Source organism: Bradyrhizobium sp. 179 (assembly GCF_023073535.1).
GTDB lineage: Bacteria > Pseudomonadota > Alphaproteobacteria > Rhizobiales > Xanthobacteraceae > Bradyrhizobium.
The window spans coordinates 113,450-131,891 of sequence record NZ_JADPJR010000023.1 but is presented as its reverse complement, the minus strand read 5'-3'; the positions used below and the strand labels follow the sequence as shown (position 1 = coordinate 131,891).

Annotated in this window: 25 protein-coding genes; 14 read left to right on the top strand and 11 right to left on the bottom strand. The window is 64.6% G+C overall.

Annotated elements, in window-relative coordinates:
* Window positions 1-23: 23 nt before the first annotated feature.
* On the top strand, window positions 24-671 hold the full coding sequence (locus tag IVB12_RS04620) for a glutathione S-transferase family protein (protein WP_247296067.1): 648 nt from the start codon (window positions 24-26) through the stop codon (window positions 669-671).
* A gap of 157 nt (window positions 672-828) precedes the next feature.
* On the opposite strand, the gene IVB12_RS04615 is transcribed toward IVB12_RS04620, so the two are convergent.
* A complete protein-coding gene (locus IVB12_RS04615) occupies window positions 829-1,263 on the bottom strand; it encodes a hypothetical protein (RefSeq protein ID WP_247296066.1) in 435 nt (144 codons plus the stop codon).
* Window positions 1,264-1,764: 501 nt separating this feature from the next.
* Between IVB12_RS04615 and IVB12_RS04610 the strand changes: the two genes are divergently transcribed.
* The 3 genes from IVB12_RS04610 (at window position 1,765) to IVB12_RS04600 (ending at window position 3,056) form a co-directional block, all read left to right on the top strand.
* The gene (locus IVB12_RS04610) at window positions 1,765-2,148 is read left to right on the top strand and encodes a RidA family protein (protein ID WP_247296064.1); all 384 of its coding nucleotides are present in this window, start codon (window positions 1,765-1,767) and stop codon (window positions 2,146-2,148) included.
* Window positions 2,149-2,305: 157 nt separating this feature from the next.
* Entirely contained in the window at window positions 2,306-2,566 is a 261-nt protein-coding gene (locus IVB12_RS04605; protein ID WP_247278415.1) for a hypothetical protein, read from the top strand.
* 238 nt (window positions 2,567-2,804) lie between these two features.
* Window positions 2,805-3,056 (top strand): hypothetical protein, encoded by a 252-nt coding sequence (locus IVB12_RS04600; RefSeq protein ID WP_247296061.1) that lies wholly within the window; start codon window positions 2,805-2,807, stop codon window positions 3,054-3,056.
* An 86-nt stretch (window positions 3,057-3,142) separates the two neighbouring features.
* Here the strand turns inward: IVB12_RS04600 and IVB12_RS04595 are convergent, their stop codons facing one another.
* Window positions 3,143-3,628, bottom strand: a complete 486-nt coding sequence (locus tag IVB12_RS04595) for a J domain-containing protein (RefSeq protein ID WP_247296059.1) — start codon at window positions 3,626-3,628, stop codon at window positions 3,143-3,145.
* A gap of 111 nt (window positions 3,629-3,739) precedes the next feature.
* Between IVB12_RS04595 and IVB12_RS04590 the strand changes: the two genes are divergently transcribed.
* The 3 genes from IVB12_RS04590 to IVB12_RS38315 all read left to right on the top strand — a co-directional run bounded on the left by IVB12_RS04590 (window position 3,740) and on the right by IVB12_RS38315 (window position 5,365).
* Entirely contained in the window at window positions 3,740-4,507 is a 768-nt protein-coding gene (locus IVB12_RS04590) for an SDR family oxidoreductase (RefSeq protein ID WP_247296057.1), read from the top strand.
* A gap of 273 nt (window positions 4,508-4,780) precedes the next feature.
* A complete protein-coding gene (locus tag IVB12_RS04585) occupies window positions 4,781-5,029 on the top strand; it encodes a helix-turn-helix domain-containing protein (RefSeq protein WP_247278411.1) in 249 nt (82 codons plus the stop codon).
* Between the two features lie 147 nt (window positions 5,030-5,176).
* The gene (locus IVB12_RS38315; protein WP_247296055.1) at window positions 5,177-5,365 is read left to right on the top strand and encodes a hypothetical protein; all 189 of its coding nucleotides are present in this window, start codon (window positions 5,177-5,179) and stop codon (window positions 5,363-5,365) included.
* 38 nt (window positions 5,366-5,403) lie between these two features.
* Here IVB12_RS38315 and IVB12_RS04570 read toward each other — a convergent pair whose 3' ends face one another.
* Window positions 5,404-5,616: a hypothetical protein gene (locus tag IVB12_RS04570; RefSeq protein ID WP_247296053.1), complete on the bottom strand. Its 213-nt coding sequence runs from the start codon at window positions 5,614-5,616 to the stop codon at window positions 5,404-5,406.
* Between the two features lie 96 nt (window positions 5,617-5,712).
* Window positions 5,713-5,979: a DUF2277 domain-containing protein gene (locus IVB12_RS04565; protein ID WP_247278408.1), complete on the bottom strand. Its 267-nt coding sequence runs from the start codon at window positions 5,977-5,979 to the stop codon at window positions 5,713-5,715.
* Between the two features lie 124 nt (window positions 5,980-6,103).
* On the opposite strand from IVB12_RS04565, the gene IVB12_RS04560 reads away from it, so the two are divergent.
* Window positions 6,104-7,165, top strand: a complete 1,062-nt coding sequence (locus IVB12_RS04560; RefSeq protein WP_247296051.1) for an alpha/beta fold hydrolase — start codon at window positions 6,104-6,106, stop codon at window positions 7,163-7,165.
* Window positions 7,166-7,399: 234 nt separating this feature from the next.
* The gene (locus IVB12_RS04555; RefSeq protein WP_247296132.1) at window positions 7,400-8,002 is read left to right on the top strand and encodes an MSMEG_1061 family FMN-dependent PPOX-type flavoprotein; all 603 of its coding nucleotides are present in this window, start codon (window positions 7,400-7,402) and stop codon (window positions 8,000-8,002) included.
* A gap of 69 nt (window positions 8,003-8,071) precedes the next feature.
* Here the strand turns inward: IVB12_RS04555 and bfr are convergent, their stop codons facing one another.
* The 3 genes from bfr to IVB12_RS04540 form a co-directional block, all read right to left on the bottom strand.
* Window positions 8,072-8,560 carry a bacterioferritin gene (gene bfr / locus IVB12_RS04550; protein WP_247278406.1) on the bottom strand — a complete coding sequence of 163 codons (489 nt, stop codon included), beginning with the start codon at window positions 8,558-8,560 and terminating at the stop codon, window positions 8,072-8,074.
* A gap of 134 nt (window positions 8,561-8,694) precedes the next feature.
* A complete protein-coding gene (locus tag IVB12_RS04545; protein WP_247278405.1) occupies window positions 8,695-8,967 on the bottom strand; it encodes a (2Fe-2S)-binding protein in 273 nt (90 codons plus the stop codon).
* A 160-nt stretch (window positions 8,968-9,127) separates the two neighbouring features.
* Window positions 9,128-9,436: a hypothetical protein gene (locus IVB12_RS04540; RefSeq protein ID WP_247296129.1), complete on the bottom strand. Its 309-nt coding sequence runs from the start codon at window positions 9,434-9,436 to the stop codon at window positions 9,128-9,130.
* Window positions 9,437-9,561: 125 nt separating this feature from the next.
* Here IVB12_RS04540 and IVB12_RS04535 point away from each other — a divergent pair, with 125 nt between their 5' ends.
* Both IVB12_RS04535 and IVB12_RS04530 read left to right on the top strand, forming a co-directional pair.
* Window positions 9,562-9,885: a hypothetical protein gene (locus IVB12_RS04535; protein ID WP_247296126.1), complete on the top strand. Its 324-nt coding sequence runs from the start codon at window positions 9,562-9,564 to the stop codon at window positions 9,883-9,885.
* A gap of 211 nt (window positions 9,886-10,096) precedes the next feature.
* A complete protein-coding gene (locus IVB12_RS04530; protein ID WP_247296048.1) occupies window positions 10,097-10,378 on the top strand; it encodes a hypothetical protein in 282 nt (93 codons plus the stop codon).
* A 77-nt stretch (window positions 10,379-10,455) separates the two neighbouring features.
* Here the strand turns inward: IVB12_RS04530 and IVB12_RS04525 are convergent, their stop codons facing one another.
* Both IVB12_RS04525 and ettA read right to left on the bottom strand, forming a co-directional pair.
* Window positions 10,456-11,682: a lytic murein transglycosylase gene (locus tag IVB12_RS04525; RefSeq protein WP_247296046.1), complete on the bottom strand. Its 1,227-nt coding sequence runs from the start codon at window positions 11,680-11,682 to the stop codon at window positions 10,456-10,458.
* Window positions 11,683-11,689: 7 nt separating this feature from the next.
* A complete protein-coding gene (gene ettA / locus IVB12_RS04520; RefSeq protein WP_247296044.1) occupies window positions 11,690-13,339 on the bottom strand; it encodes an energy-dependent translational throttle protein EttA in 1,650 nt (549 codons plus the stop codon).
* 233 nt (window positions 13,340-13,572) lie between these two features.
* Here ettA and IVB12_RS04515 point away from each other — a divergent pair, with 233 nt between their 5' ends.
* Together IVB12_RS04515 and IVB12_RS04510 are read left to right on the top strand one after the other, a co-directional pair.
* Window positions 13,573-13,788, top strand: coding sequence for a hypothetical protein (locus tag IVB12_RS04515; RefSeq protein WP_247296042.1), 216 nt, complete (start codon window positions 13,573-13,575; stop codon window positions 13,786-13,788).
* A gap of 128 nt (window positions 13,789-13,916) precedes the next feature.
* The gene (locus tag IVB12_RS04510) at window positions 13,917-14,879 is read left to right on the top strand and encodes a D-2-hydroxyacid dehydrogenase family protein (protein ID WP_247296041.1); all 963 of its coding nucleotides are present in this window, start codon (window positions 13,917-13,919) and stop codon (window positions 14,877-14,879) included.
* Window positions 14,880-14,935: 56 nt separating this feature from the next.
* On the opposite strand, the gene IVB12_RS04505 is transcribed toward IVB12_RS04510, so the two are convergent.
* The gene (locus IVB12_RS04505; RefSeq protein ID WP_247296039.1) at window positions 14,936-15,904 is read right to left on the bottom strand and encodes an NAD-dependent epimerase/dehydratase family protein; all 969 of its coding nucleotides are present in this window, start codon (window positions 15,902-15,904) and stop codon (window positions 14,936-14,938) included.
* Window positions 15,905-16,066: 162 nt separating this feature from the next.
* Entirely contained in the window at window positions 16,067-17,266 is a 1,200-nt protein-coding gene (locus IVB12_RS04500) for a L,D-transpeptidase (RefSeq protein ID WP_247296037.1), read from the bottom strand.
* A 368-nt stretch (window positions 17,267-17,634) separates the two neighbouring features.
* Here IVB12_RS04500 and IVB12_RS04495 point away from each other — a divergent pair, with 368 nt between their 5' ends.
* Window positions 17,635-18,441: a hypothetical protein gene (locus tag IVB12_RS04495; protein WP_247296036.1), complete on the top strand. Its 807-nt coding sequence runs from the start codon at window positions 17,635-17,637 to the stop codon at window positions 18,439-18,441.
* Window position 18,442: the final 1 nt, after the last annotated feature.

Below are 18,442 nucleotides of genomic sequence, written 5' to 3'. Positions count from 1 at the left end.
CCAATCGCACCCCGGAGCCCCACATGCCGCCCACCATCACCGCCTTCGAAAACTCCCCCGACCGCGGCCGGGGCCAGGCGCGCGACATGCGGGTGCGCTGGGCGCTGGAGGAGGTCGGCCAAACCTTTGACGTTCGCCTTGTGTCATTCGAGGCGATGAAGGCACCGGCGCATCGCGCGCTGCATCCCTTCGGGCAGATCCCGACCTATGAGGACGGCGATCTCGTCCTGTTCGAGTCCGGGGCAATCGTGCTGCAGATCGCCGAGCGCCACGATGGCTTGCTCCCGAAGGATGCGAACGCGAGGAGCCGTGCAATCGCGTGGATGTTTGCCGCACTCAGCACGGTGGAGCCGCCGATCGTCGAGCTCGCCATGGCGATGCTGTTCGAGCGCGACAAGAGCTGGTACGCGGAGCGCCTGCCCATGCTCCAGGACCGCGTCCGTGTCAGGCTCGGCGAATTGTCCCGCCACCTCGGCAGTGCCGACTGGCTCGACGGCGCGTTCAGCGCCGGCGATCTCATGATGGTGACGGTGCTGCGCAGGCTGAACACGTCGGGCCTGCTGGACGAGTATCCTGCCGTTGCCGCCTATGTCGCCCGCGGCGAGGCGCGGCCGGCTTTCAGGCGGGCTTTCGATGCGCAGCTTGCGGTGTTCACCACGACGAACTCGTAGGGTGGGTTAGCTGCGCGGCCAAAGCGAAGCGCAGGCCGCGCGGCGTAACCCACCGCTTCTGTCGCCACGGAGACGGAGGAGGAGGTGGGTACGCCTTGCGCCGTTCCGTAGTGAAGGACCGCGTTCGTGAGCGGCTAACCCACCCTACACAGCCCTCCTACCGCATCGTGATCGCAAGCCCGCTGAGATCCGCATTCGCCATCAACCCGATCTGCTGGCCGGTCAATTCCAGCACCGCGCCCTTCTGGTTGGTCAGCACGATGGCACGGGCGCCGCGGCCGACGGCAAGGCCGGCACCGGCGGCGCCGTAGACGCCAGCCACATCCGAGGGACGGTTGATGTTGGAGACCCGGCCGCGCAGTACGGTTTTCGAGCCGCCGAACACGAGACCGTAGTCGAGGCCGCCGGTGGAGAGCCCATAGGTGCGGCCGCGGAAGCTGAGCACGCCGCTGCCGCCCGAGCCGCCGATGATCCAGCCCGCCTTGTAGATCGTCAGCGTCACGAAGCCGCTGTCGGCCCGTGCCGCAGTCGCGAGGCCAGCCAGGGCGATGATGGCGACCAGCGCGGCGCGGAAGGTGGATGCGAACTTCATGGGTGTCTCCGGGGGGCTATTTTTAGGGGGGATCGAATCAGACGCGACAAATCTATCCGATCGATCGCGGCGGCAACATGATGGGGGCGGACGTGACGTGCAAGATGCAGCAGCGCATCCAACTGTCATCGCCCGCGCCGGGCGATCCAGTATTCCAGAAGCAGTCATGGTTGAGCCGAGAGGCCCCGGCGTACTCGATACCCCGGTCCCGGCTCCGCCAAGGCTACGCCGGGGCCTCAAGGGTGCTCGGCCGCCGAAGCTTTAGCGAAGGCGGCAAGCCGGAGCATGACGGTGGAGTTTGAAGCTACAGCGCATTGTCGCCATGATGCCATTCTGCCAGTGTTTTGCCCGACGGGTCAACGATTATTTCGGACTTCCCGAACACGTTGACACGTCTCGGCTTTTCTACTGTGCATGGGGTTGTTTTCGCATATTTTGTTTTGAGCGGCCCCGGCCTGCCGCTACGCTCCTGAAACACGAGAACACCGACCGAGGTGATCCATGCCGATCCAGCATTTCGCGCCCCCGCCGCACGTCAAGGCGCCGCCGCTGTCCTTTGCCACGCGCGTCGGCGACCTCCTGTTCGTCTCCGGCATTCCCGGCTTCGATGCCAATGGCGCGCTGCCCGATGGGTTCGAGGCGCAGTTCGCCAACGTCGTCGTCAACATCAGACGCGTGCTCGACGAGGCCGGCGCGACCATCCGCGACCTCGCCAAGGTCAACGTGCTGCTGACCCGCGCTGCGGACGTCGCCGCCATGAACGCGCTCTATGCCGGCGCCTTCGGCCCGCCGCCCTACCCGGCGCGCACAACTTGCGTGGTGCAGGCGCTGCCCGATCCGAAGATGCTGATCGCGATCGAGGCGGTGGCATCGCTGTCGAAGTGAGCCGCACGAAGTGCGTGTGACTTGCCGGGCACGCGGCCAAACCAAATGCCCGGCGCTGTCTGACATGTCCGTGAACGGCCGCTCTCCGGCTTGCCAAGAACCTGCTTTTACCGCACGAATTTTCGCGTCACACACTTCCCCCACAAGGAGATACTTCATGCGTCGCGCACTCGCGCTCTGTGCCGTTGCCGGCATCGCTTCTTCCGTGTTCGCCGTGCCCGCTTCGGCGAAGGCCGGCTATTACGTGATCCGCTGGGACAACACCGGCATCTGCCAGGTCTGGAACGAGGACCTGCAATACAAGCCGTTCCAGTTCGGCGTGTCGACCTACAAGGTCGTCAGCAAGCCGCTGCCGACCTTCCAGGCTGCCTCCGACCTCCAGATCAAGCTGCGCTCGGAGCGCCGCTGCACGCTCTGAAGCTCACGCAACGGACCGGTTTGAAGGGCGGATCGCAGGAGCGATCCGCCCTTTTCTTTTCGGAAGAGGCTCGCGTTTTCCGGGCCAAATTCACGCATTGTCCCGCGTGTCCGCTTTGAACCTGATCGGCCGGCGGACCTACTCACATCTTGCCGGGGCGTATGCCAAAAACGTCCCGCACCGCCCCTCCCCGTCATTGTCGGGAGGCGCATCCATCTTTCATTTTGAGGAGCTGATCATGCATCGTATTTCCGTGCTCTGCGCTGCCGTCGGTCTTGCCGTCACTGCGTTCGTCGCTGCGAGCCCTGCCGAGGCCGGCTATCACCTGATCCGCTGGCAGGACACCGGCTTCTGCCAGATCTGGGACGAGAGCATCCCGACGACGCCCTGGCCTTCCGACTATGCCCGCGTCAGCGCGACCGTACCGACGTTCGGCGATGCGTTGATGGTGAAAGATCAGGCGCTCAGGAACGGCCATTGCACCTGGTAACGATTCGATCGGCCGACGAAGAGCCGGGCAAGGACGCCAGCGTTCTTGCCCGGCCTTTTTTTGCGTGAACGTGAGCTGACCCGCTCTCACGCGTCCTTGTGCGCACCGGGATGAATCAGGATGTCGCGCGCGGCGGCGAGGTCGATGAAGGCTTGCGCGCTGCCGCCATGGTCGGGATGCATGTCCTTGGCGGCGCGACGATAGGCCCGGTTGATGTCCTCGCAAGTGAGCTGCACGGCGAGCGGCAGGCCGAGCACCTTGCGGGCGCGATCCTCGCGCGACAGCTTCTTCGGCATGCCATTGCGGCGACCGAAGCGCGGTGCGGTCAGATCATGAATGACATCGAGGACCACACCGACGCGGCGCTGGGCCGCCAGCGTGACGCTGTGATCGTCATTGTCCACGGCCTGGCGCAGCACCGGCAGCGCCTGCTCCGCCGCCTGGCGCAGCGTGACGTCACTGCTCATCCGCGCGATCTCGGCCACCAAGCGGCCCGCCTCGGCCCAATCGGCAGACTGCGCCGACCGCAGGCGCTCGAGCGCCAGTTTCCAGGATTCAAGCCGTTCCATCATGCGCGCAACGTTTAGCAATCAAGATCAGTATGCCAAGGCCGCCGTTTCCGACCCCTTAATTTCGAGTTAGCTTTTCGTGAAACTTCACAAAGAAATCGGGAGGAAACTGTCATGGCGTTGCTCGCAAACCACATCGCCGTCATCACCGGCGCCGGTTCCGGCATCGGCCGGGCGATTGCGGCCGGCTACGCGCGGGAAGGCGCGCAAGTGGTGCTGCTCGACGTCAATGCCGACACGGTCGCGGAGGCCGCGCAGGAGATCCGCAAAGCCGGCGGCAAGGCCGAGAGCTTTGCGCTGGACGTGACCAGGCGCGAGGATTGCTTCGTGCTGGCACAGCAAGTCGCCGACAAGGTCGGGCAGGTCTCGATCCTCGTCAACAATGCCGGCATCACCCGCCGCAACGCCTTCACCGCGGAGACGGAGACGGTGGCGAAGGATTGGAACGACATTATCTCGCTCAATCTCAACGGCGTCTTCAACATGACGCAGGCGTTCCTCGCGCCCTTGCGCGCGAGCAAAGGCCGCATCGTCAATATCGGCTCGATCCAGTCCTTCGTGCATCTGCGCACGCCGAGCTCGGCGGCCTATACCACCTCGAAACACGGCGTGCTCGGCTTCACCAAGGCGCTCGCGGTCGAGCTCGGCAAGGAAGGCGTGCGCGTCAACGCGATCGGGCCCGGCTTCATCGAGACCAACATCAACGCCAATGTGCGCGCGACCAATCCGACGCTGGTGCAAGCCTTCGTCGATCACACCCCGCTGGCGCGCACCGGCAAGCCCGAGGACATCGTGGGACCGGCAATCTTCTTGGCCTCGGATCTGTCGGCCTTTGTCACGGGAACGATCGTGATGGTGGACGGCGGATATCGGACGGTGTGAACGAGGGACCAAGCTGCATCCATATACGCGCTGTCATCGCCCATCCGCTTTCGCGGATGATGACGCGGTGTGTGACGCGAGATCGACCCGGATCAGCTCCCATCCCGCGCCAATCGCGGCGGCTTCGCGGCATTGGTGAGGTCAATTGGTGCGATCGTCCACGGTTAACCTTTCATTAACCAAACCCGACCACCGTACATCTACGGCTTGGGGGTCGTTTGTTCTCGATCCGCTTCCAATGATGGAAGCGGGCGTTGATCGGGGAGTATGTTGATGACCACGGTTCATGTCGCCGCGTCCCAGCCGGACGCGCAATTCCTTGCACCCAACCAGATCGTTCCGTTGCTGATCGGCGCGACCGTCGACGAAGTCGAGCGCGAGCTCGTGCTCCAGACCCTGGCGCGCTGCGACGGCAACCGCACGCGTGCCTCGCGCGTGCTCGGCCTGTCGGTGCGCACGCTGCGCAACAAGATCCGGCTCTATGCCGCCTCCGGAATCGACGTGCCCGCCTATCAGGATTAGCGCGCGGTACCGCCAGGCAACCCCGGTCCGCAAGGCAAGCAAGGCGAAGCCGGTCCGCGCGGACCGGCCGGCGCGCAGGGGCCTGTCGGACCGCAGGGGCCGGCAGGGCCGCAAGGCCCGCGTGGCGAGGCCGGGCCGCCCGGTCAATTGCGATCGATCGAACAGGTACTGCCGTGGCTCGAGCAGCTCTTCGACGCCTGGGACGAACGCCGCCGCCAGCGCGAGCGTGAAGCCGCCGAGCGCGAGGCTCTGGAGGCCGCCGTGCAGGAGACAGACGAGCCGACCGCCGATGACGAGAGCGACGGCGGCGAAGACGAGGTCGATAGGAAAAAGTAGAAAAAGAAGAAGCACGGCAACAAGGGTTAGCAGACACCCTATTCCTTGTTTTCGCGTCGCGGCAGCATGCCCATGCGCTCGAACTGCCAGCGCATGGCGCGATACCAGAGATAGCCTACTGCGGCGCCGCACAGGGCGAGGATGATCATGTTCACGCTCGAGAACGAGCCGCCCCACCACATCATCCAGGCAGTCCACAGCACCGTGAGGACGATGGCACCTGCTTTCAGAGGAAGAAGGAGGCGGCTCATGATCCTGCTCCGGGCTGTCAAAATCCCGGCGGTCATCATCGCGCAGTAGGATTCTTGCTTCCGTGAGCCAGATCACGGAATGGGCATCCGGAATCCCTATCCGAACCGCAGCCGCGAGCGCTCCTTTGCCTTTTCCGCCTCGACCTCGCGGTCGCGCGCCGGCGCATGGGTGTGCAGCGAGGCCAACAGCCGCCGCGCCGCCTCCGAGACTTCCGCCACCGCGCGCTCGAACACCTCCTCATTGGCCTGCGACGGCTTGTTGAAGCCGGACAGCTTTCGCACGAACTGGAGCGCGCTGGCGTGGATCTCGTCCTCCGTCGCCGGTGGTTCGAAGTTGAACAGCGTCTTGATGTTGCGGCACATGCAGTCTCTCCGGATATATCCCCCAGGACGGTCGGCAACGGCGAAATCCTACATCCTTCCCCGCACTTCTGTTAAGTTCCGCGGCAACGCGGCCGCCCAATACGTGCCGCATGGGGAGAGAAACATGAAGGCTTCTTGCGCGGCCTTGTCGGCCGTTCTGCTTTCCATCTCGACGTCAGCATGGGCAGCCGATTATCCGGCGCCCAACCAGGGCGACTGGATCGCCAGGGATTTCAAGTTCCACACCGGCGAGACCATGCCGGAGCTGAAGCTGCACTACACCACCGTGGGCGAACCGAGCGGCCAGCCCGTGCTGGTGCTGCACGGAACAGGCGGCTCGGGCGCGAGCATGCTGTCGCCCGCCTTTGCCGGCGAGCTGTTCGGCCCAGGGCAACCGCTCGACGCCTCCAAATACTACATCATCATTCCCGACAGCATCGGCCATGGCAAATCATCAAAGCCGTCCGACGGCATGAAGACGAGATTTCCGAAGTACAATTACGACGACATGGTCGAGGCGCAGCATCGCCTGGTGACGGAGGGCCTCGGCATCAAGCATCTGCGGCTCGTCATCGGCAATTCGATGGGCGGCATGCACACTTGGCTGTGGGGCGAAAAATACCCGAGCGCGATGGACGCGCTGATCCCGATGGCCTCGCAGCCGACCGAGATGGCCTCCCGCAACTGGATGCTGCGGCGGATCATGCTCGACACCATCCGCAACGATCCCGATTACAATGGCGGCAATTACACCAGCCAGCCGCGCATGATGAAATACGCCATCACCGCCTATGGCATCGCCAGCATCGGTGGCACGCTGGCCTATCAGCAGCAGGCGCCGACAGCAGCGAAAGCAGACAAGATCGTCGACGATCGGCTCGCGACGCCGATCACTGCGGATGCCAACGACTTCGTTTATCAGTGGGAGTCCTCGCATGACTACAATGCCGGGGAGAAGCTGGAGCAAATCGAAGCCCCGCTGCTTCTGATCAATTCCGCCGACGACGAGCGCAACCCGCCCGAGACTGGCATTACGGACGCTGCGATGAAGCGGGTCAAGAACGGCCGACTCTTCCTGATCCCAGCGAGCACTGAAACGCGCGGCCACGGCACTACCGGCAATGCGAAATTCTACAGCGAGCAGATCCGGCAATTTCTGCAGACGGCGCCGCAGCGGACGATGTAGGAGCGCCACACGCGCCCTCATCTCGCCAGGCATCATAGGCGGCGCCTCGACGCCGCATATGATTTGAACATGCATTGCGCTGACAGCTCGGACTTAATCGCGCCAACGATACGAACCGACGCGCAGGGCAATCGCGCGCCTTTCGCCGGCAGATGCGGTTTAGCGCGATGGATTTCGTTGGCTGGAGGCGCCTGATCGGGTAGCTTGAGGCAAACCAGAAGCGGAGGCATGCCGTTGACCGATCTTTGCGCCGAAGACCTCGCAACCATCTATGCCAAGCCATCGCCGCGCGTCATTGCGAAAGCGCGGCCCGCGATCGATGCGCATGCGAAAAAATTCATCGAGATGTCGCCGTTCTGCGTGCTCGCGACATCGGGAGCGGACGGCAGCGTCGACGCTTCGCCCCGCGGCGGCGGCATCGGCTTCGTCCGCGTTGCCGGTCCCAACCAGCTGTTGATGCCCGACCGCTCCGGCAACAACCGGATCGACAGTTTTCGCAACGTCGTCGAAGGCTCGGGCTTCGTGCACCTGTTGTTCTTCGTACCAGGGATCGACGAGACGCTGCGCGTCGGCGGACGTGGCACGTTGTCGGCCGATCCGGATCTGCTCGCCTCGATGGTGGAATTCGGCAAGCCGCCGCGCGCCGTGCTGAACGTCGCCGTCAGCGAGGTCTATTTCCATTGCGGCAAGGCGCTGATGCGCTCGAAGCTTTGGTCACCGGAGAAGGTGCAGCGCTCGGTGATGCCGAGCATCGTCGAAATCATCCACGAGCAGACCAGCCTCGGTGAGCCGCAGAGTCAGGAGACCGTGGAGGAGCTCTACAAGACGCAGCTGTAGCTGGCGCAACCGGTGTCGTCCCGGCGAAGGCCGGGACGACAGTGGGGAATGCAGCGCGAACGCGCCAGATTAATGCCCCTCGCCTTCGAGCCCGCCGACGTGCTTCTGCGTGTAGAGCTCGATACCAATACGGCCGATCAGGTCGAGCTGGGTTTCGAGGAAATCGATGTGGTGCTCCTCGTCGCTCATCAGCTTCTCGAACAGATCACGCGTGACGTAGTCCTTGACGCCATGGCAGTAGGTCGCTGCTTCCTGGTAGAGCGCCCGGGCGCTCATCTCGGCGGCGAGGTCGCATTCGATGATCTCCTTGACGTTCTGGCCGATGCGCAAGGGATCGAGCACCTGCATGTTCGGAAAGCCGTCGAAGAACAGAATGCGCGCGGTGAGCTTGTCGGCATGCTCCATCTCCTCGATCGACTCCTTGCGCCAGACCTTGGCCATGTCCAGCAGGCCCCAATTGTCGAGGAAACGGTAATGCAGCCAATACTGGTTGATCGCAGTCAGTTCGTGACGCAGTGCCTTATTGAGATATTCGATGACCTTTGCGTCGCCCTGCATGGTTCACTCCAGCTCTTGCAGTCCAAATCGGCCCTAAACCGAATTTAGAATGCTTCTAAATGAGTTTGCGGGCGAGGGCAACCGGCTCGTGGGCACGTAGCCGGAGAAAGGCTCAGCAGACCATATGGAAAGTTTCAGCAGGCTGCGAGCGCGAACTGAGCGGGTTCGACCGTCTCGTCGTTGGCGGCCACAGTGTGGCTGTGCGGACAGCCGGCACAGCAGGATTGGGCACAAGGGCCAAGCGCTTCGTCGATGATGGTTTTGATGGTCCGGGCACAGCGGCCGCATTCGGCGTTACAGCCGAGGCACCCATAAACCTGCTTGGCATGGCGCACGGCGTCGTCGGACTCGGCGACGGCGGCGCGGATGTCGTCATCGCTGAGCACGTTACAAGAACAAACGATCATGGAAGCGGCAGGCCCTTCGGTGATGCGTCATTATCGATATTTAACGGGCCGGCCGGATGCAAACGGAAAAAGCGGAATTTGAAGCTATTCCAAACTGGCTCGCAAACGGCCTAGAACGGCTCTAAATTACGGCGTTGCGCTGGATCAAGATGCAGCGGACCTAGTCGCCGCCACCGCCTCCGCCGCCATCGCTGCCGCCCCCGCAATCCCCGCCGCTGCCGCCGCCACCGCTGCTGGAACAGTTGCCGCCGTCAGTCGGGCTCCCCGCACTGTCACTGGAAAACCAGCCTCCCAGCGAGAAGCCGTCGCTCGTTCCCGAATAGCCGTCGCCGCTGCTACGGCCTCCGTCGCTAGCGGCTGCTGCGCGGGACCGGCGTCCGCGGTTCTGCAGATATGTGATCCAGCCGTAGCCGATCGCGAAGACGATCCCGGCCGCAATCAATGCATTTGCCAACGCGTTGCTCATCATCGCCCCGGAGCTGCGGTCCATACGAATTGGTCGTACCCGGCAAGGGCGCCGTTCATTGATCATTCAAGCGAAGTATGGAACTCTGCCCCAAAGAGTTCCGCATGATTATGCGAAAGGTCAAGCCAATGAAGAAGTCGCTCCTGGCAGTCGCTGCCATCGTCACTCTGGTCCTGACGGCCGGAGCACCCGCCCATGCGCAACGCGGCGTCGCTGCGGGCGTGGCGGCCGGGATCATCGGCGGCGCCATTGTCGGTGGCGCGCTGGCGTCTCCGTATTATTACGGACCGGGCCCCGGTTATTACGAGCCCGGCTACTATCCGCCCCGCTACTACGCTCCGGGCCCGGGCTATGTCGCCGACGATTATTACGGCGGCGGCTGCGTCTGGCAGAAGCAGCGCTTCTGGGACGGCTACGCTTGGCGCGCCCGCCGCGTCAGGGTCTGCGGCTGAGTCGCCCTGAACCGGTTCACTACGGAGGCGCCGTTCATCTTGGAGCCTGAAAAAGACCGCTTTTTCTCGTCACAGCTCCGTGCGCGTTTACCGTGGATTGACCATTTGCGCGCTTCCTAGCCCAACGGTCAATTCCATAAGAGTGTGCGTGAACCTTTGAAACCCGGGCGCCTCTAACAAGGGGAGCCCATCTCCCAGGAGAGCCCTGAGCATGAAGAAGACTTTAGTTGCCGCCCTCACGGTTGCGACGGTCGCCGGTTCGCTGGTCACCGCCACCCCGCCGGCCAAAGCCGGTGACGGCGTCGGCGCCGGAATCGCGGCCGGCCTGATCGGTGGCGCGATCGTCGGCGGCGCCATCGCGTCGAGCCGTCCCGCCTATGGCGGCCCCGTTTACGTGGCTGAGCCCCCGCCGCCCGCGCCCTGCTACTGGCGTCGTGAGCGATATTGGGACGGCTACGGCTGGGTCGTCCGCCCGGTCCGCGTCTGCTACTGATCCCTTCGCGTGGCGCTCAGACGCGCCGCGATCGAAGCCCGGCCGAGCATCTCGGCCGGGCTTTTTCTTTTGCTGCGCTATCGCGCAGCCTGGATCGAGCGCAGCACCTCTTCGTTCGGCCAGCAATCGACCTTGAGGCCCGCCGACTTCTGATAGGCGCCGAGGGCGGCGCGGGTCTGCATGCCCGCCTTGCCATCGAACTTGTCCTTGTAGAGCCCGATGCGCGTGAGACCGCGCTGCATGGTCTCGACGTCCTTGGTGCGCAACTGCTTCGAAGCCGACCAGGGTGTTGCGAACGGCAGCGGGCTGGTCATGCGGTCACTGAGATGGCCGACGAACAACACGTAGAGATCGGAGAAATTGTACTCCTTGATGACGAAGTAGTTCTTCGTGGTCAGGAACGACGGGCCGTAGATCCCTTCGGGCTGGAGCAACGAGGCCGGCTGCGCCTGCTCGGCCGCGCTGAGTTTCTGCCCGCGCACCGGCACAAAGCCTTCGCGCAGCCACTGGCCGATCGGCTTCGTCACCTCGGGCACGCCGGTGGTGCAATCGACCTTGGCCGGCGCCTGCACCTCGTAGGCCCAGCGCACGCCACTTTGCCAGCCCTTGTTGACGAGCTGCTGCGCAGCGGACGCCAGCGCATCCGGCACCGAATGCCAGATGTCGATGCGGCCGTCGCCGTCGAAATCGACGCCGTGCTTGTAATATTCGGACGGCAGGAACTGAGTGAGGCCGGTCGCACCGGCCCAGGACGAGCGCATGTCGTTGCGCGTCACCACGCCCTCACCGAGGATCTTCAGCGCAAGGATGAACTCGTTGCGGTACTGATCCTTGCGGCGTCCGACATAGGCCTGCGTCGCCAGCACGCGGACGAGATCGTAAGGCAGCGTGTAGCGGCCGTAATCGGTCTCGCGGCCCCAGATCGCGAGCATGACGGTCGCAGGTACACCGGATTTCTTCTCGATCTCGTTCAGCGCGGTGCGATATTTTTGCAGCAGCCGCTGCCCCTCGCCTGCAAGCCGCGCGATCGAGGCTTCCTTGACGTAGTCGGCGGGCACTTGCACGAACTCGGCCTGCGACGGCGCACCGGTGGCGGGCCGACCCGGCAGGATCAGATCGGGCAGCTTGTAGTCGGGCTCGAGCCCGCGCGTCTGTTCCTCGAAGGTCGCGCGCGAGACGCCGGCGGCCTGCGCCTCAGGCCACAGCGAGGCGATGAACTGTGTGAAGGCTGCGTCGGCGGCGCGGGCGGGCGACAGGCCACAAGTGACAGTGATCACCGCAGCGATGAGCGCCCGCCACATCATGCCGGAATCACCGCGTCAGCTTCTTGTACTTCACGCGGTGCGGAATGATGCTGTCCTGGCCGAGCCGGCGCATCTTGTCCTTCTCGTAATCCTGGAAGTTGCCCTCGAACCATTCGACATGGCTGTCGCCCTCGAACGCGAGAATGTGCGTCGCGATGCGGTCGAGGAACCAGCGATCGTGGCTGATGATGACAGCGCAGCCGGCGAAATCCTCCAGCGCCTCTTCGAGCGCGCGTAGCGTATCGACGTCGAGGTCGTTGGTCGGTTCGTCGAGCAGCAGCACGTTGGCGCCGGACTTGAGCATCTTGGCGAGGTGCACGCGATTGCGCTCTCCGCCGGAGAGTGCGCCAACCTTCTTCTGCTGGTCAGCCCCCTTGAAATTGAACGCCGAGCAATAGCCGCGCGAGTTCACTTCCTTCTTGCCGAGCAGGATCAATTCGTTGCCGCCGGAGATCTCCTCCCACACGGTCTTCTTGCCGTCGAGCGCATCGCGCGACTGGTCGACATAGCCAAGATGCACGGTCTCGCCGACCGTGATCGTGCCGGAGTCCGGCTTCTCCTGGCCCGTGATCATCCTGAACAAAGTGGTTTTGCCGGCGCCGTTGGGACCGATGACGCCGACGATGCCACCTGGCGGCAGCTTGAACGTGAGGTCGTCGATCAGGAGACGATCGCCGAAGCCTTTGCTGAGCCCCTCGAAATCGACCACGTTGGCGCCGAGCCGCTCGGCGACCGGGATGATGATCTGTGCGGTCTGGGTCTGCTTCTCGCTCGCCTTCTTGAGCAGCTCCTCATAGCGCTGGTAGCGCGCCTTGGACTTGGCCTGGCGCGCCTTCGGCGAGGAGGCGACCCATTCCTGCTCGCGGGCGAGCGTCTTCTGATGCGCGGCGTCCTCGCGGCCTTCCTGCTCGAGGCGCTTCTGCTTCTGCACCAGCCAGGACGAGTAATTGCCCTCATAGGGAATGCCGCGGCCGCGGTCCAGCTCGAGGATCCAACCGGTCACGTTGTCGAGGAAATAGCGGTCGTGGGTGACGATCAGGATCGCGCCAGGATAATTGCGCAAATGCCCTTCGAGCCATGACACCGACTCGGCATCGAGATGGTTGGTCGGTTCGTCCAGCAGCAACAGCTCGGGCTGGTCGAGCAGCAGCTTGCATAGCGCGACGCGGCGGCGCTCACCGCCGGAGAGTTTCGTCACATCGGCATCGTCGGGCGGACAGCGCAGCGCGTCCATGGCCTGGTCGACCTTGCTGTCGAGATCCCAGAGGCCCTGAGCCTCGATCTCGTCCTGGAGCTTGGTCATCTCGTCCGCGGTCTCGTCCGAATAATTGACCGCGAGTTCGTTGTAGCGGTCGAGAATCGCCTTCTGCTTGGCGACGCCCCGCATGACGTTCTCGCGCACAGAAAGCTTGGGATCGAGCTGCGGCTCCTGCTCGAGATAGCCGACGCGGGCGCCTTCGGCGACCCAGGCCTCACCGGTGTATTCCTTGTCGAGGCCGGCCATGATCTTGAGCAGGGTCGACTTGCCCGAGCCGTTGACGCCGAGCACGCCGATCTTGGCGTCCGGGTAAAAGCTCAGATGAACGTTATCGAGCACCTTCCGGGTCGGGTAGCTCTTGGTCAGGCCCTGCATGAAATAGATGAACTGGCGCGCCATCGGTCCCGTGAAACCTTCGATTTGAGGAAATTTGCTGCCGCCGATGTAGCGATCCCGCCCCCAAAGGGCAATGTTTTCCGTCCGTTCACCACGGTTGAATACGGAACGGACACCATCCGGCCACCGATCCGGACAATTGAAACCATCTTTTAATAAATCAGGCCAAAGCTCGGTGTCGCGCGGAAACAGCGCCACCCGCTCAGAATGAACGGGGAGCACAGCGAGACAGCGTCATGGCCATGATCGAGACCAACTCTCTCCCTGGTCCGGCAGACGTCGGGCAGGTCTCCGGATTCGTTTCGGAGATCCAGAGCTTCTGGAAGCGCTTCTTCGCCACCGCCTTCAACCCGTACCGGCCCGAATTGCACTACATGCGCGGCCCCGGCCCGGCCTGGCGCGCCAAGCACGGCATGGACGCGCCGTTCCGCCTGAAGCCCCGCGACCTCTGAGCCCGTCCCTATCGGATTTTTGAAGACGTGAGCTGCTTGCGCGCAGGCGTGATTGCGCGCAACCATGGCCCGGCTCCGAGGAGGGCGCCCCCGCTCGCGCCGTCACCTCTCGCCATGGATGAATGCTGATGACGCGGCTGCGCTGTGCAATTCTCGACGATTATTTCAACCTCGCCCTCGACGTCGCCGACTGGCCAAAGCTTTCCGACCGCGTCGACGTCACCGTGTTCAGCCACCCATTTGCGTCCGAGCAGGCCGCGGCGAGCGCGCTGGCCGACTTCGAGATCATCTGCGCCATGCGCGAGCGCACGGCATTTCCGAAGAGCCTGCTCGACAAGCTGCCGAAGCTGAAGCTGCTCTTGACCTCTGGCATGCGCAACGCCGCCATCGATATGGAGGCCGCGAAAGCGCGCGGCGTCGCCGTCGGCGGCACGCAATATTCGCGCGATCCGACCGCCCCGCTCGCCATGGGCCTGATCCTGGAACTGACCCGCGGCATCGGCCGCGAGAATGCGCGCATGCATGCCGGCGAGCCCTGGCAGACCTTTGCCGGCATCGAGATCGAGGGACTGACGCTCGGCATCGTCGGGCTCGGCAAGCTCGGCAGCAAGATGGCGGGGATCGCCAAGGCGTTCGGCATGGACGTGATCGCCTGGAGCCCGAACCTGACGCCGGAGAAGTGCAAGGAGGCCGGCGTCGGCTACGCCAGCAAGGATGAGCTGTTCGCGAAAGCGGACATCGTCACGATCCATGTGGTGCTGAGCGAGCGCTCACGCGGGCTGGTTGGAGCTGCGGATCTCGCGCGGATGAAGCCGACCGCCTTCCTCGTCAACACCGCGCGCGGGCCGATCGTGGACGAGCAGGCGCTGCTCGAGGCCTTGCAGCAGAGGAAGATCGCAGGCGCCGGCTTGGACGTGTTCTCGGTCGAGCCGCTGCCGGTCGATCATCCCTTCCGCAAGCTCGACAACCTCGTGCTGACGCCGCATCTCGGCTACGCCACTGCGGACGGCCTGCGCATCCATTACGGCCAGATGGTCGAGGCGATCGACGCCTTCACCAGGGGCGGCGAGCTGCCGCGCAAGCTGGCCTGAAACGCCATGAAATCGGGATAATCATCGTCTCGCTGCCAGCGTTGTTGAGCATGATCTCAGGCCGCCGAGCGCTGGCCGGCGGAAGAGCTTGCGGCGTCGGCAAAGCCATCACGCCAGGACGGGTGTGCCGGCAGCCAAGCCAGTTCGCGCTTGGCCTTGGCGTTGGAGGCGCCGCGCACCTCGGTCATCATCGCCGTCATATGCTCGCCCGCAAGCAGCCGCCCGAGCCATGCGGGCACGTGAAGCGGCGGCTTGGCACCGAGCAATTCGGCGAGCGCCGGCAGCCAGTCCCTGACCAGGGCCGGACGGTCGTCGACGATGTTGTAGATCTCGCCTGCGCGTCCGCGCTCGATGGCGGCGACCGTCGCAGAGGCGGCATCTTCAGTGTGAATGAATGACCAATAGCCACCGCCATCGCCGATCACCGGCACGCGCCGGCGACGAAGCTGCTCTCTCATCTGCGGCGACAGCGTGCCGGTGTCCGGGCCATAGAAGAATCCATAACGCAGCACGATCCCTTCGGGCCTAGTCGATGCCAGCACCGCGCGCTCCAGATACTGGATCGCTTCCAGGGTGCGGCGAAGTTCCTGCGGCGGATGGGGGTCAAGCTGATCCGCTTCCGTCTTGATCGCTCCCCCGTCGCGGCTGAAGGTCCAACCGCAGAAGCTCTGGGCAATGAAGCGCTTGGCGCCGGCCTCGCGCGCGGCCGCGAGCAGAATGTCGGTTCCGCGGGTGCGCAATTCGTTGGTTCTCGCGAACACGCGATCGAAATGCCGCAGATCGGTCGCTGAGGCGAGATCGGTCATCTCATGGATGACCACGTCCGGCCGTGCCGCCTTTACGGCCGCGCGCATGCTCTCCGCATCGAGACCATCAGCAACGACGGATTCGGCACCAAGCTCCTTGAGACGGCCGGCCTTCGCGGCGCTCCGGGTTGAGGCGATGACCGAATAACCGGTGGCGACAAGGAGGGGGACGAGCTTGCGACCTACGGCACCGGTGGCGCCCGCAACAAAGATTCGCATCTTGTGTTTCTCGCATTTTTGCCAACCAGCCGGGACGTAGTTGATCCCGGCTCGGATTCAAGCGAGCGAACGTGCGGACGTGGCGGGAAGGATGCGTCAAATGATTACGGCGCGTGGCCGAAGCGCACGCGCCGTTTCTCGATCGATGTTTGAGCGATCGCCTTAGCGCACGGTGACCGGCGCAGGCAGCGGCGGCACCACCGTCGGCTGCGTGCCCGGGACGGGACCGGCCTGGGCGGACATCGGAGCCGGACCGGCAGCACCCGGAGTCGGCGCAGCGGATGCGGTCGCCGTTCCCGGCGACGGGCCGCCCGGCAGCACCACCACACGGGTGCCGACCTTGACGCGGTCGAACAGGTCGGAGACGTCCTCGTTCAGCATGCCAATGCAACCAGAAGAGACGAACTTGCCGATCGTCGAGGGCTGGTTGGTGCCGTGGATGCGGTAGACGGTCGAGCCGAGATACATCGCGCGGGCGCCGAGCGGATTGCCGGGGCCGCCGGCCATGAAGCGCGGCAGGTAGGGCTGGCGCTCGATCATTTCGGTCGGCGGATGCCAATCCGGCCACTCGGCCTTGCGGGTGATCTTCTGCACGCCGGTCCAGGTGAAGCCGTCGCGGCCGACGCGGACGCCGTAGCGGATCGCGCGGCCGTTGCCGAGCACGTAATAGAGGTAGGTGTGTGGCGTATCGACCACGAGCGTGCCGGCCGGCTCCTTGGTCTGGAACGCGACTTCCTGGCGGCGCAGGTTCTGAGGCAGCTGCGCGGGAGCAGCATCCGGCTGCTCCTCGGGCGGTAGCGACGCGATCGTCATCGGCCGGCCATCGGCGCCGACGGGCGGCTGGCCGGCCTGGACCGTACCGGTCGCGGCGGGACCACCAACGGCCTCCGGCGGACGCAGGCCGTCATTGGCCGGTGCCTGGCCCTGACCCGGACGATTGGCATAGATCACCGGCGGCGGACCGGCGGGCCGGCCGTAGCGGGGATCGTCGGGCGACATCACGGGGGCCTGGGGCGGCGCCGCCGAATAGACCGGCGGACCGCCGGCCGGGCGGCCGTAACGCGGATCATCCGGCGACATCACCGGGCCCTGCGGGGCGGCCGAATAGACCGGAGGCGCGCCGGCCGGACGGCCGTAGCGCGGATCGTCCGCCGGTCCGGGCGGCGGCAGCGAGGCCTGCGGCATCGCGTCGTCGTCTTCGTCCAGGGCGTCGAAGTTCGGCGTGCGATCGCCCGGGCGATATTCAGCCGGAGCGCCATAGCCCGGCGCCTGCTGGACCGGATAGCTCTGAGCTTGAGCGAGCGAGGTTCCCGCCGCAGCGACTGTCGCGGCAGCGCATATCGTCAGAAAGTGTTTGATCATCATCGCTCTTGTATAGTCCCCAAGCCCGATCGGACCGTTAACGGCCAAATGACGGAAGATAGCGGCACATTCAAGACGTATCAGGCTCATTTGCGCCGGATTTGCCGATTTGTGATCCGCAAGACTACCGTTGCCCCGTTGCATCACGGGGGCGGAAATCGTATCGCGCCGTCAATTGCCGCGGTGTTCGGCCTCGAATTTAACGAAGCGATGCCGAGCGTTGCGATATGGTCGAATCAGCCTGATTCGTCACCTTTTTGAGCTCCGATCCCCGCGTGGCGAATGCGGCACTCAGTACCGTCACCGCGTTCAGATGGCTCTTGGGCCCTGGCCATTTGGCCGCCGGGGCGGAAATTCGCAACCGCTCGATGCTTCCCGGCTTTCGCTTCCTGTTTGCCGCGATCCTGCTGTCAACCTCCATCCTGGTGTTCGGCCTAGGGGCCGCCGCGCTGCTGCGGGCGAGCCATGAGCAGTATGTCAGCAGCCCCTCCTGGCGAAACGGCCCGCAGGAGAAGGTGTTTGCGCAGGCGCCAGAGCCGGCTCAGCCCGTGCTCGCGGTCTTACAGGCGGAGCCTGAGATCACCGCCGATCCCGCACCGTCGCTGCGCGACCAGGTGCCGACGATCGCGCTGCCGCTGAGTGAGCCCGAGCCGCTGGCCGCAGCAACGAGCGAGACCGACGTTCAGCCGGAGGTCACTGAAGCCGCGCCTCAGGCCCAGGCTCCGACCGCCGAAGCCCTCAAGGCGGAGACCACACCGGACGCCGCAGCGCCGGTTACCGCCGACACGCTCACCCCTGCCGACACCATGGCATCGGTCCCCGAGACGCAGCCGGCCGCTGCCGTAACAGTCAGCGAGCCACCGGCTGATTCCAGTGTTGCCTTTGATTCCAGTGTTGCCCTGACCTCCTCGGCGCTCGATGTCGCCGCGACCAAGATGGCCGCGCTAGACGCCCCGGCGACGACGGCGGTGAAGGATGCCCCGCCGAAGCCCAAAGCCGAGAGCACAAAGACGGGCGGCAGCGCCTCCGACAGCAAGGCGACCAAGCGCAAGGCGAAGGCCAAGAAGCGGCACCGCGTGGTGCGGCGCCCGCCGCCTCCGCAGTTGCAGCAACAGCTCGATCCGTTCGGACAGCGGCAGACGCTAGGAACAACCGCCACACGCACCCGCCAGTAAG

Coding starts and splice junctions, on each gene's coding strand:
- IVB12_RS04515 (WP_247296042.1), top strand. CDS start 13,573: ATGGCCATGATCGAGACCAACTCTCTCCCTGGTCCGGCAGACGTCGGG.
- IVB12_RS04610 (WP_247296064.1), top strand. CDS start 1,765: ATGCCGATCCAGCATTTCGCGCCCCCGCCGCACGTCAAGGCGCCGCCG.
- IVB12_RS04525 (WP_247296046.1), bottom strand. CDS start 11,682: ATGATGTGGCGGGCGCTCATCGCTGCGGTGATCACTGTCACTTGTGGC.
- IVB12_RS04560 (WP_247296051.1), top strand. CDS start 6,104: ATGAAGGCTTCTTGCGCGGCCTTGTCGGCCGTTCTGCTTTCCATCTCG.
- IVB12_RS04565 (WP_247278408.1), bottom strand. CDS start 5,979: ATGTGCCGCAACATCAAGACGCTGTTCAACTTCGAACCACCGGCGACG.
- IVB12_RS04620 (WP_247296067.1), top strand. CDS start 24: ATGCCGCCCACCATCACCGCCTTCGAAAACTCCCCCGACCGCGGCCGG.
- IVB12_RS04540 (WP_247296129.1), bottom strand. CDS start 9,436: ATGATGAGCAACGCGTTGGCAAATGCATTGATTGCGGCCGGGATCGTC.
- ettA (WP_247296044.1), bottom strand. CDS start 13,339: ATGGCGCGCCAGTTCATCTATTTCATGCAGGGCCTGACCAAGAGCTAC.
- IVB12_RS04500 (WP_247296037.1), bottom strand. CDS start 17,266: ATGATCAAACACTTTCTGACGATATGCGCTGCCGCGACAGTCGCTGCG.
- IVB12_RS04600 (WP_247296061.1), top strand. CDS start 2,805: ATGCATCGTATTTCCGTGCTCTGCGCTGCCGTCGGTCTTGCCGTCACT.
- IVB12_RS04530 (WP_247296048.1), top strand. CDS start 10,097: ATGAAGAAGACTTTAGTTGCCGCCCTCACGGTTGCGACGGTCGCCGGT.
- bfr (WP_247278406.1), bottom strand. CDS start 8,560: ATGCAGGGCGACGCAAAGGTCATCGAATATCTCAATAAGGCACTGCGT.
- IVB12_RS04605 (WP_247278415.1), top strand. CDS start 2,306: ATGCGTCGCGCACTCGCGCTCTGTGCCGTTGCCGGCATCGCTTCTTCC.
- IVB12_RS04570 (WP_247296053.1), bottom strand. CDS start 5,616: ATGAGCCGCCTCCTTCTTCCTCTGAAAGCAGGTGCCATCGTCCTCACG.
- IVB12_RS04545 (WP_247278405.1), bottom strand. CDS start 8,967: ATGATCGTTTGTTCTTGTAACGTGCTCAGCGATGACGACATCCGCGCC.
- IVB12_RS04510 (WP_247296041.1), top strand. CDS start 13,917: ATGACGCGGCTGCGCTGTGCAATTCTCGACGATTATTTCAACCTCGCC.
- IVB12_RS04495 (WP_247296036.1), top strand. CDS start 17,635: ATGCTTCCCGGCTTTCGCTTCCTGTTTGCCGCGATCCTGCTGTCAACC.
- IVB12_RS04615 (WP_247296066.1), bottom strand. CDS start 1,263: ATGAAGTTCGCATCCACCTTCCGCGCCGCGCTGGTCGCCATCATCGCC.
- IVB12_RS04535 (WP_247296126.1), top strand. CDS start 9,562: ATGAAGAAGTCGCTCCTGGCAGTCGCTGCCATCGTCACTCTGGTCCTG.
- IVB12_RS04595 (WP_247296059.1), bottom strand. CDS start 3,628: ATGATGGAACGGCTTGAATCCTGGAAACTGGCGCTCGAGCGCCTGCGG.
- IVB12_RS04585 (WP_247278411.1), top strand. CDS start 4,781: ATGACCACGGTTCATGTCGCCGCGTCCCAGCCGGACGCGCAATTCCTT.
- IVB12_RS04590 (WP_247296057.1), top strand. CDS start 3,740: ATGGCGTTGCTCGCAAACCACATCGCCGTCATCACCGGCGCCGGTTCC.
- IVB12_RS04505 (WP_247296039.1), bottom strand. CDS start 15,904: ATGCGAATCTTTGTTGCGGGCGCCACCGGTGCCGTAGGTCGCAAGCTC.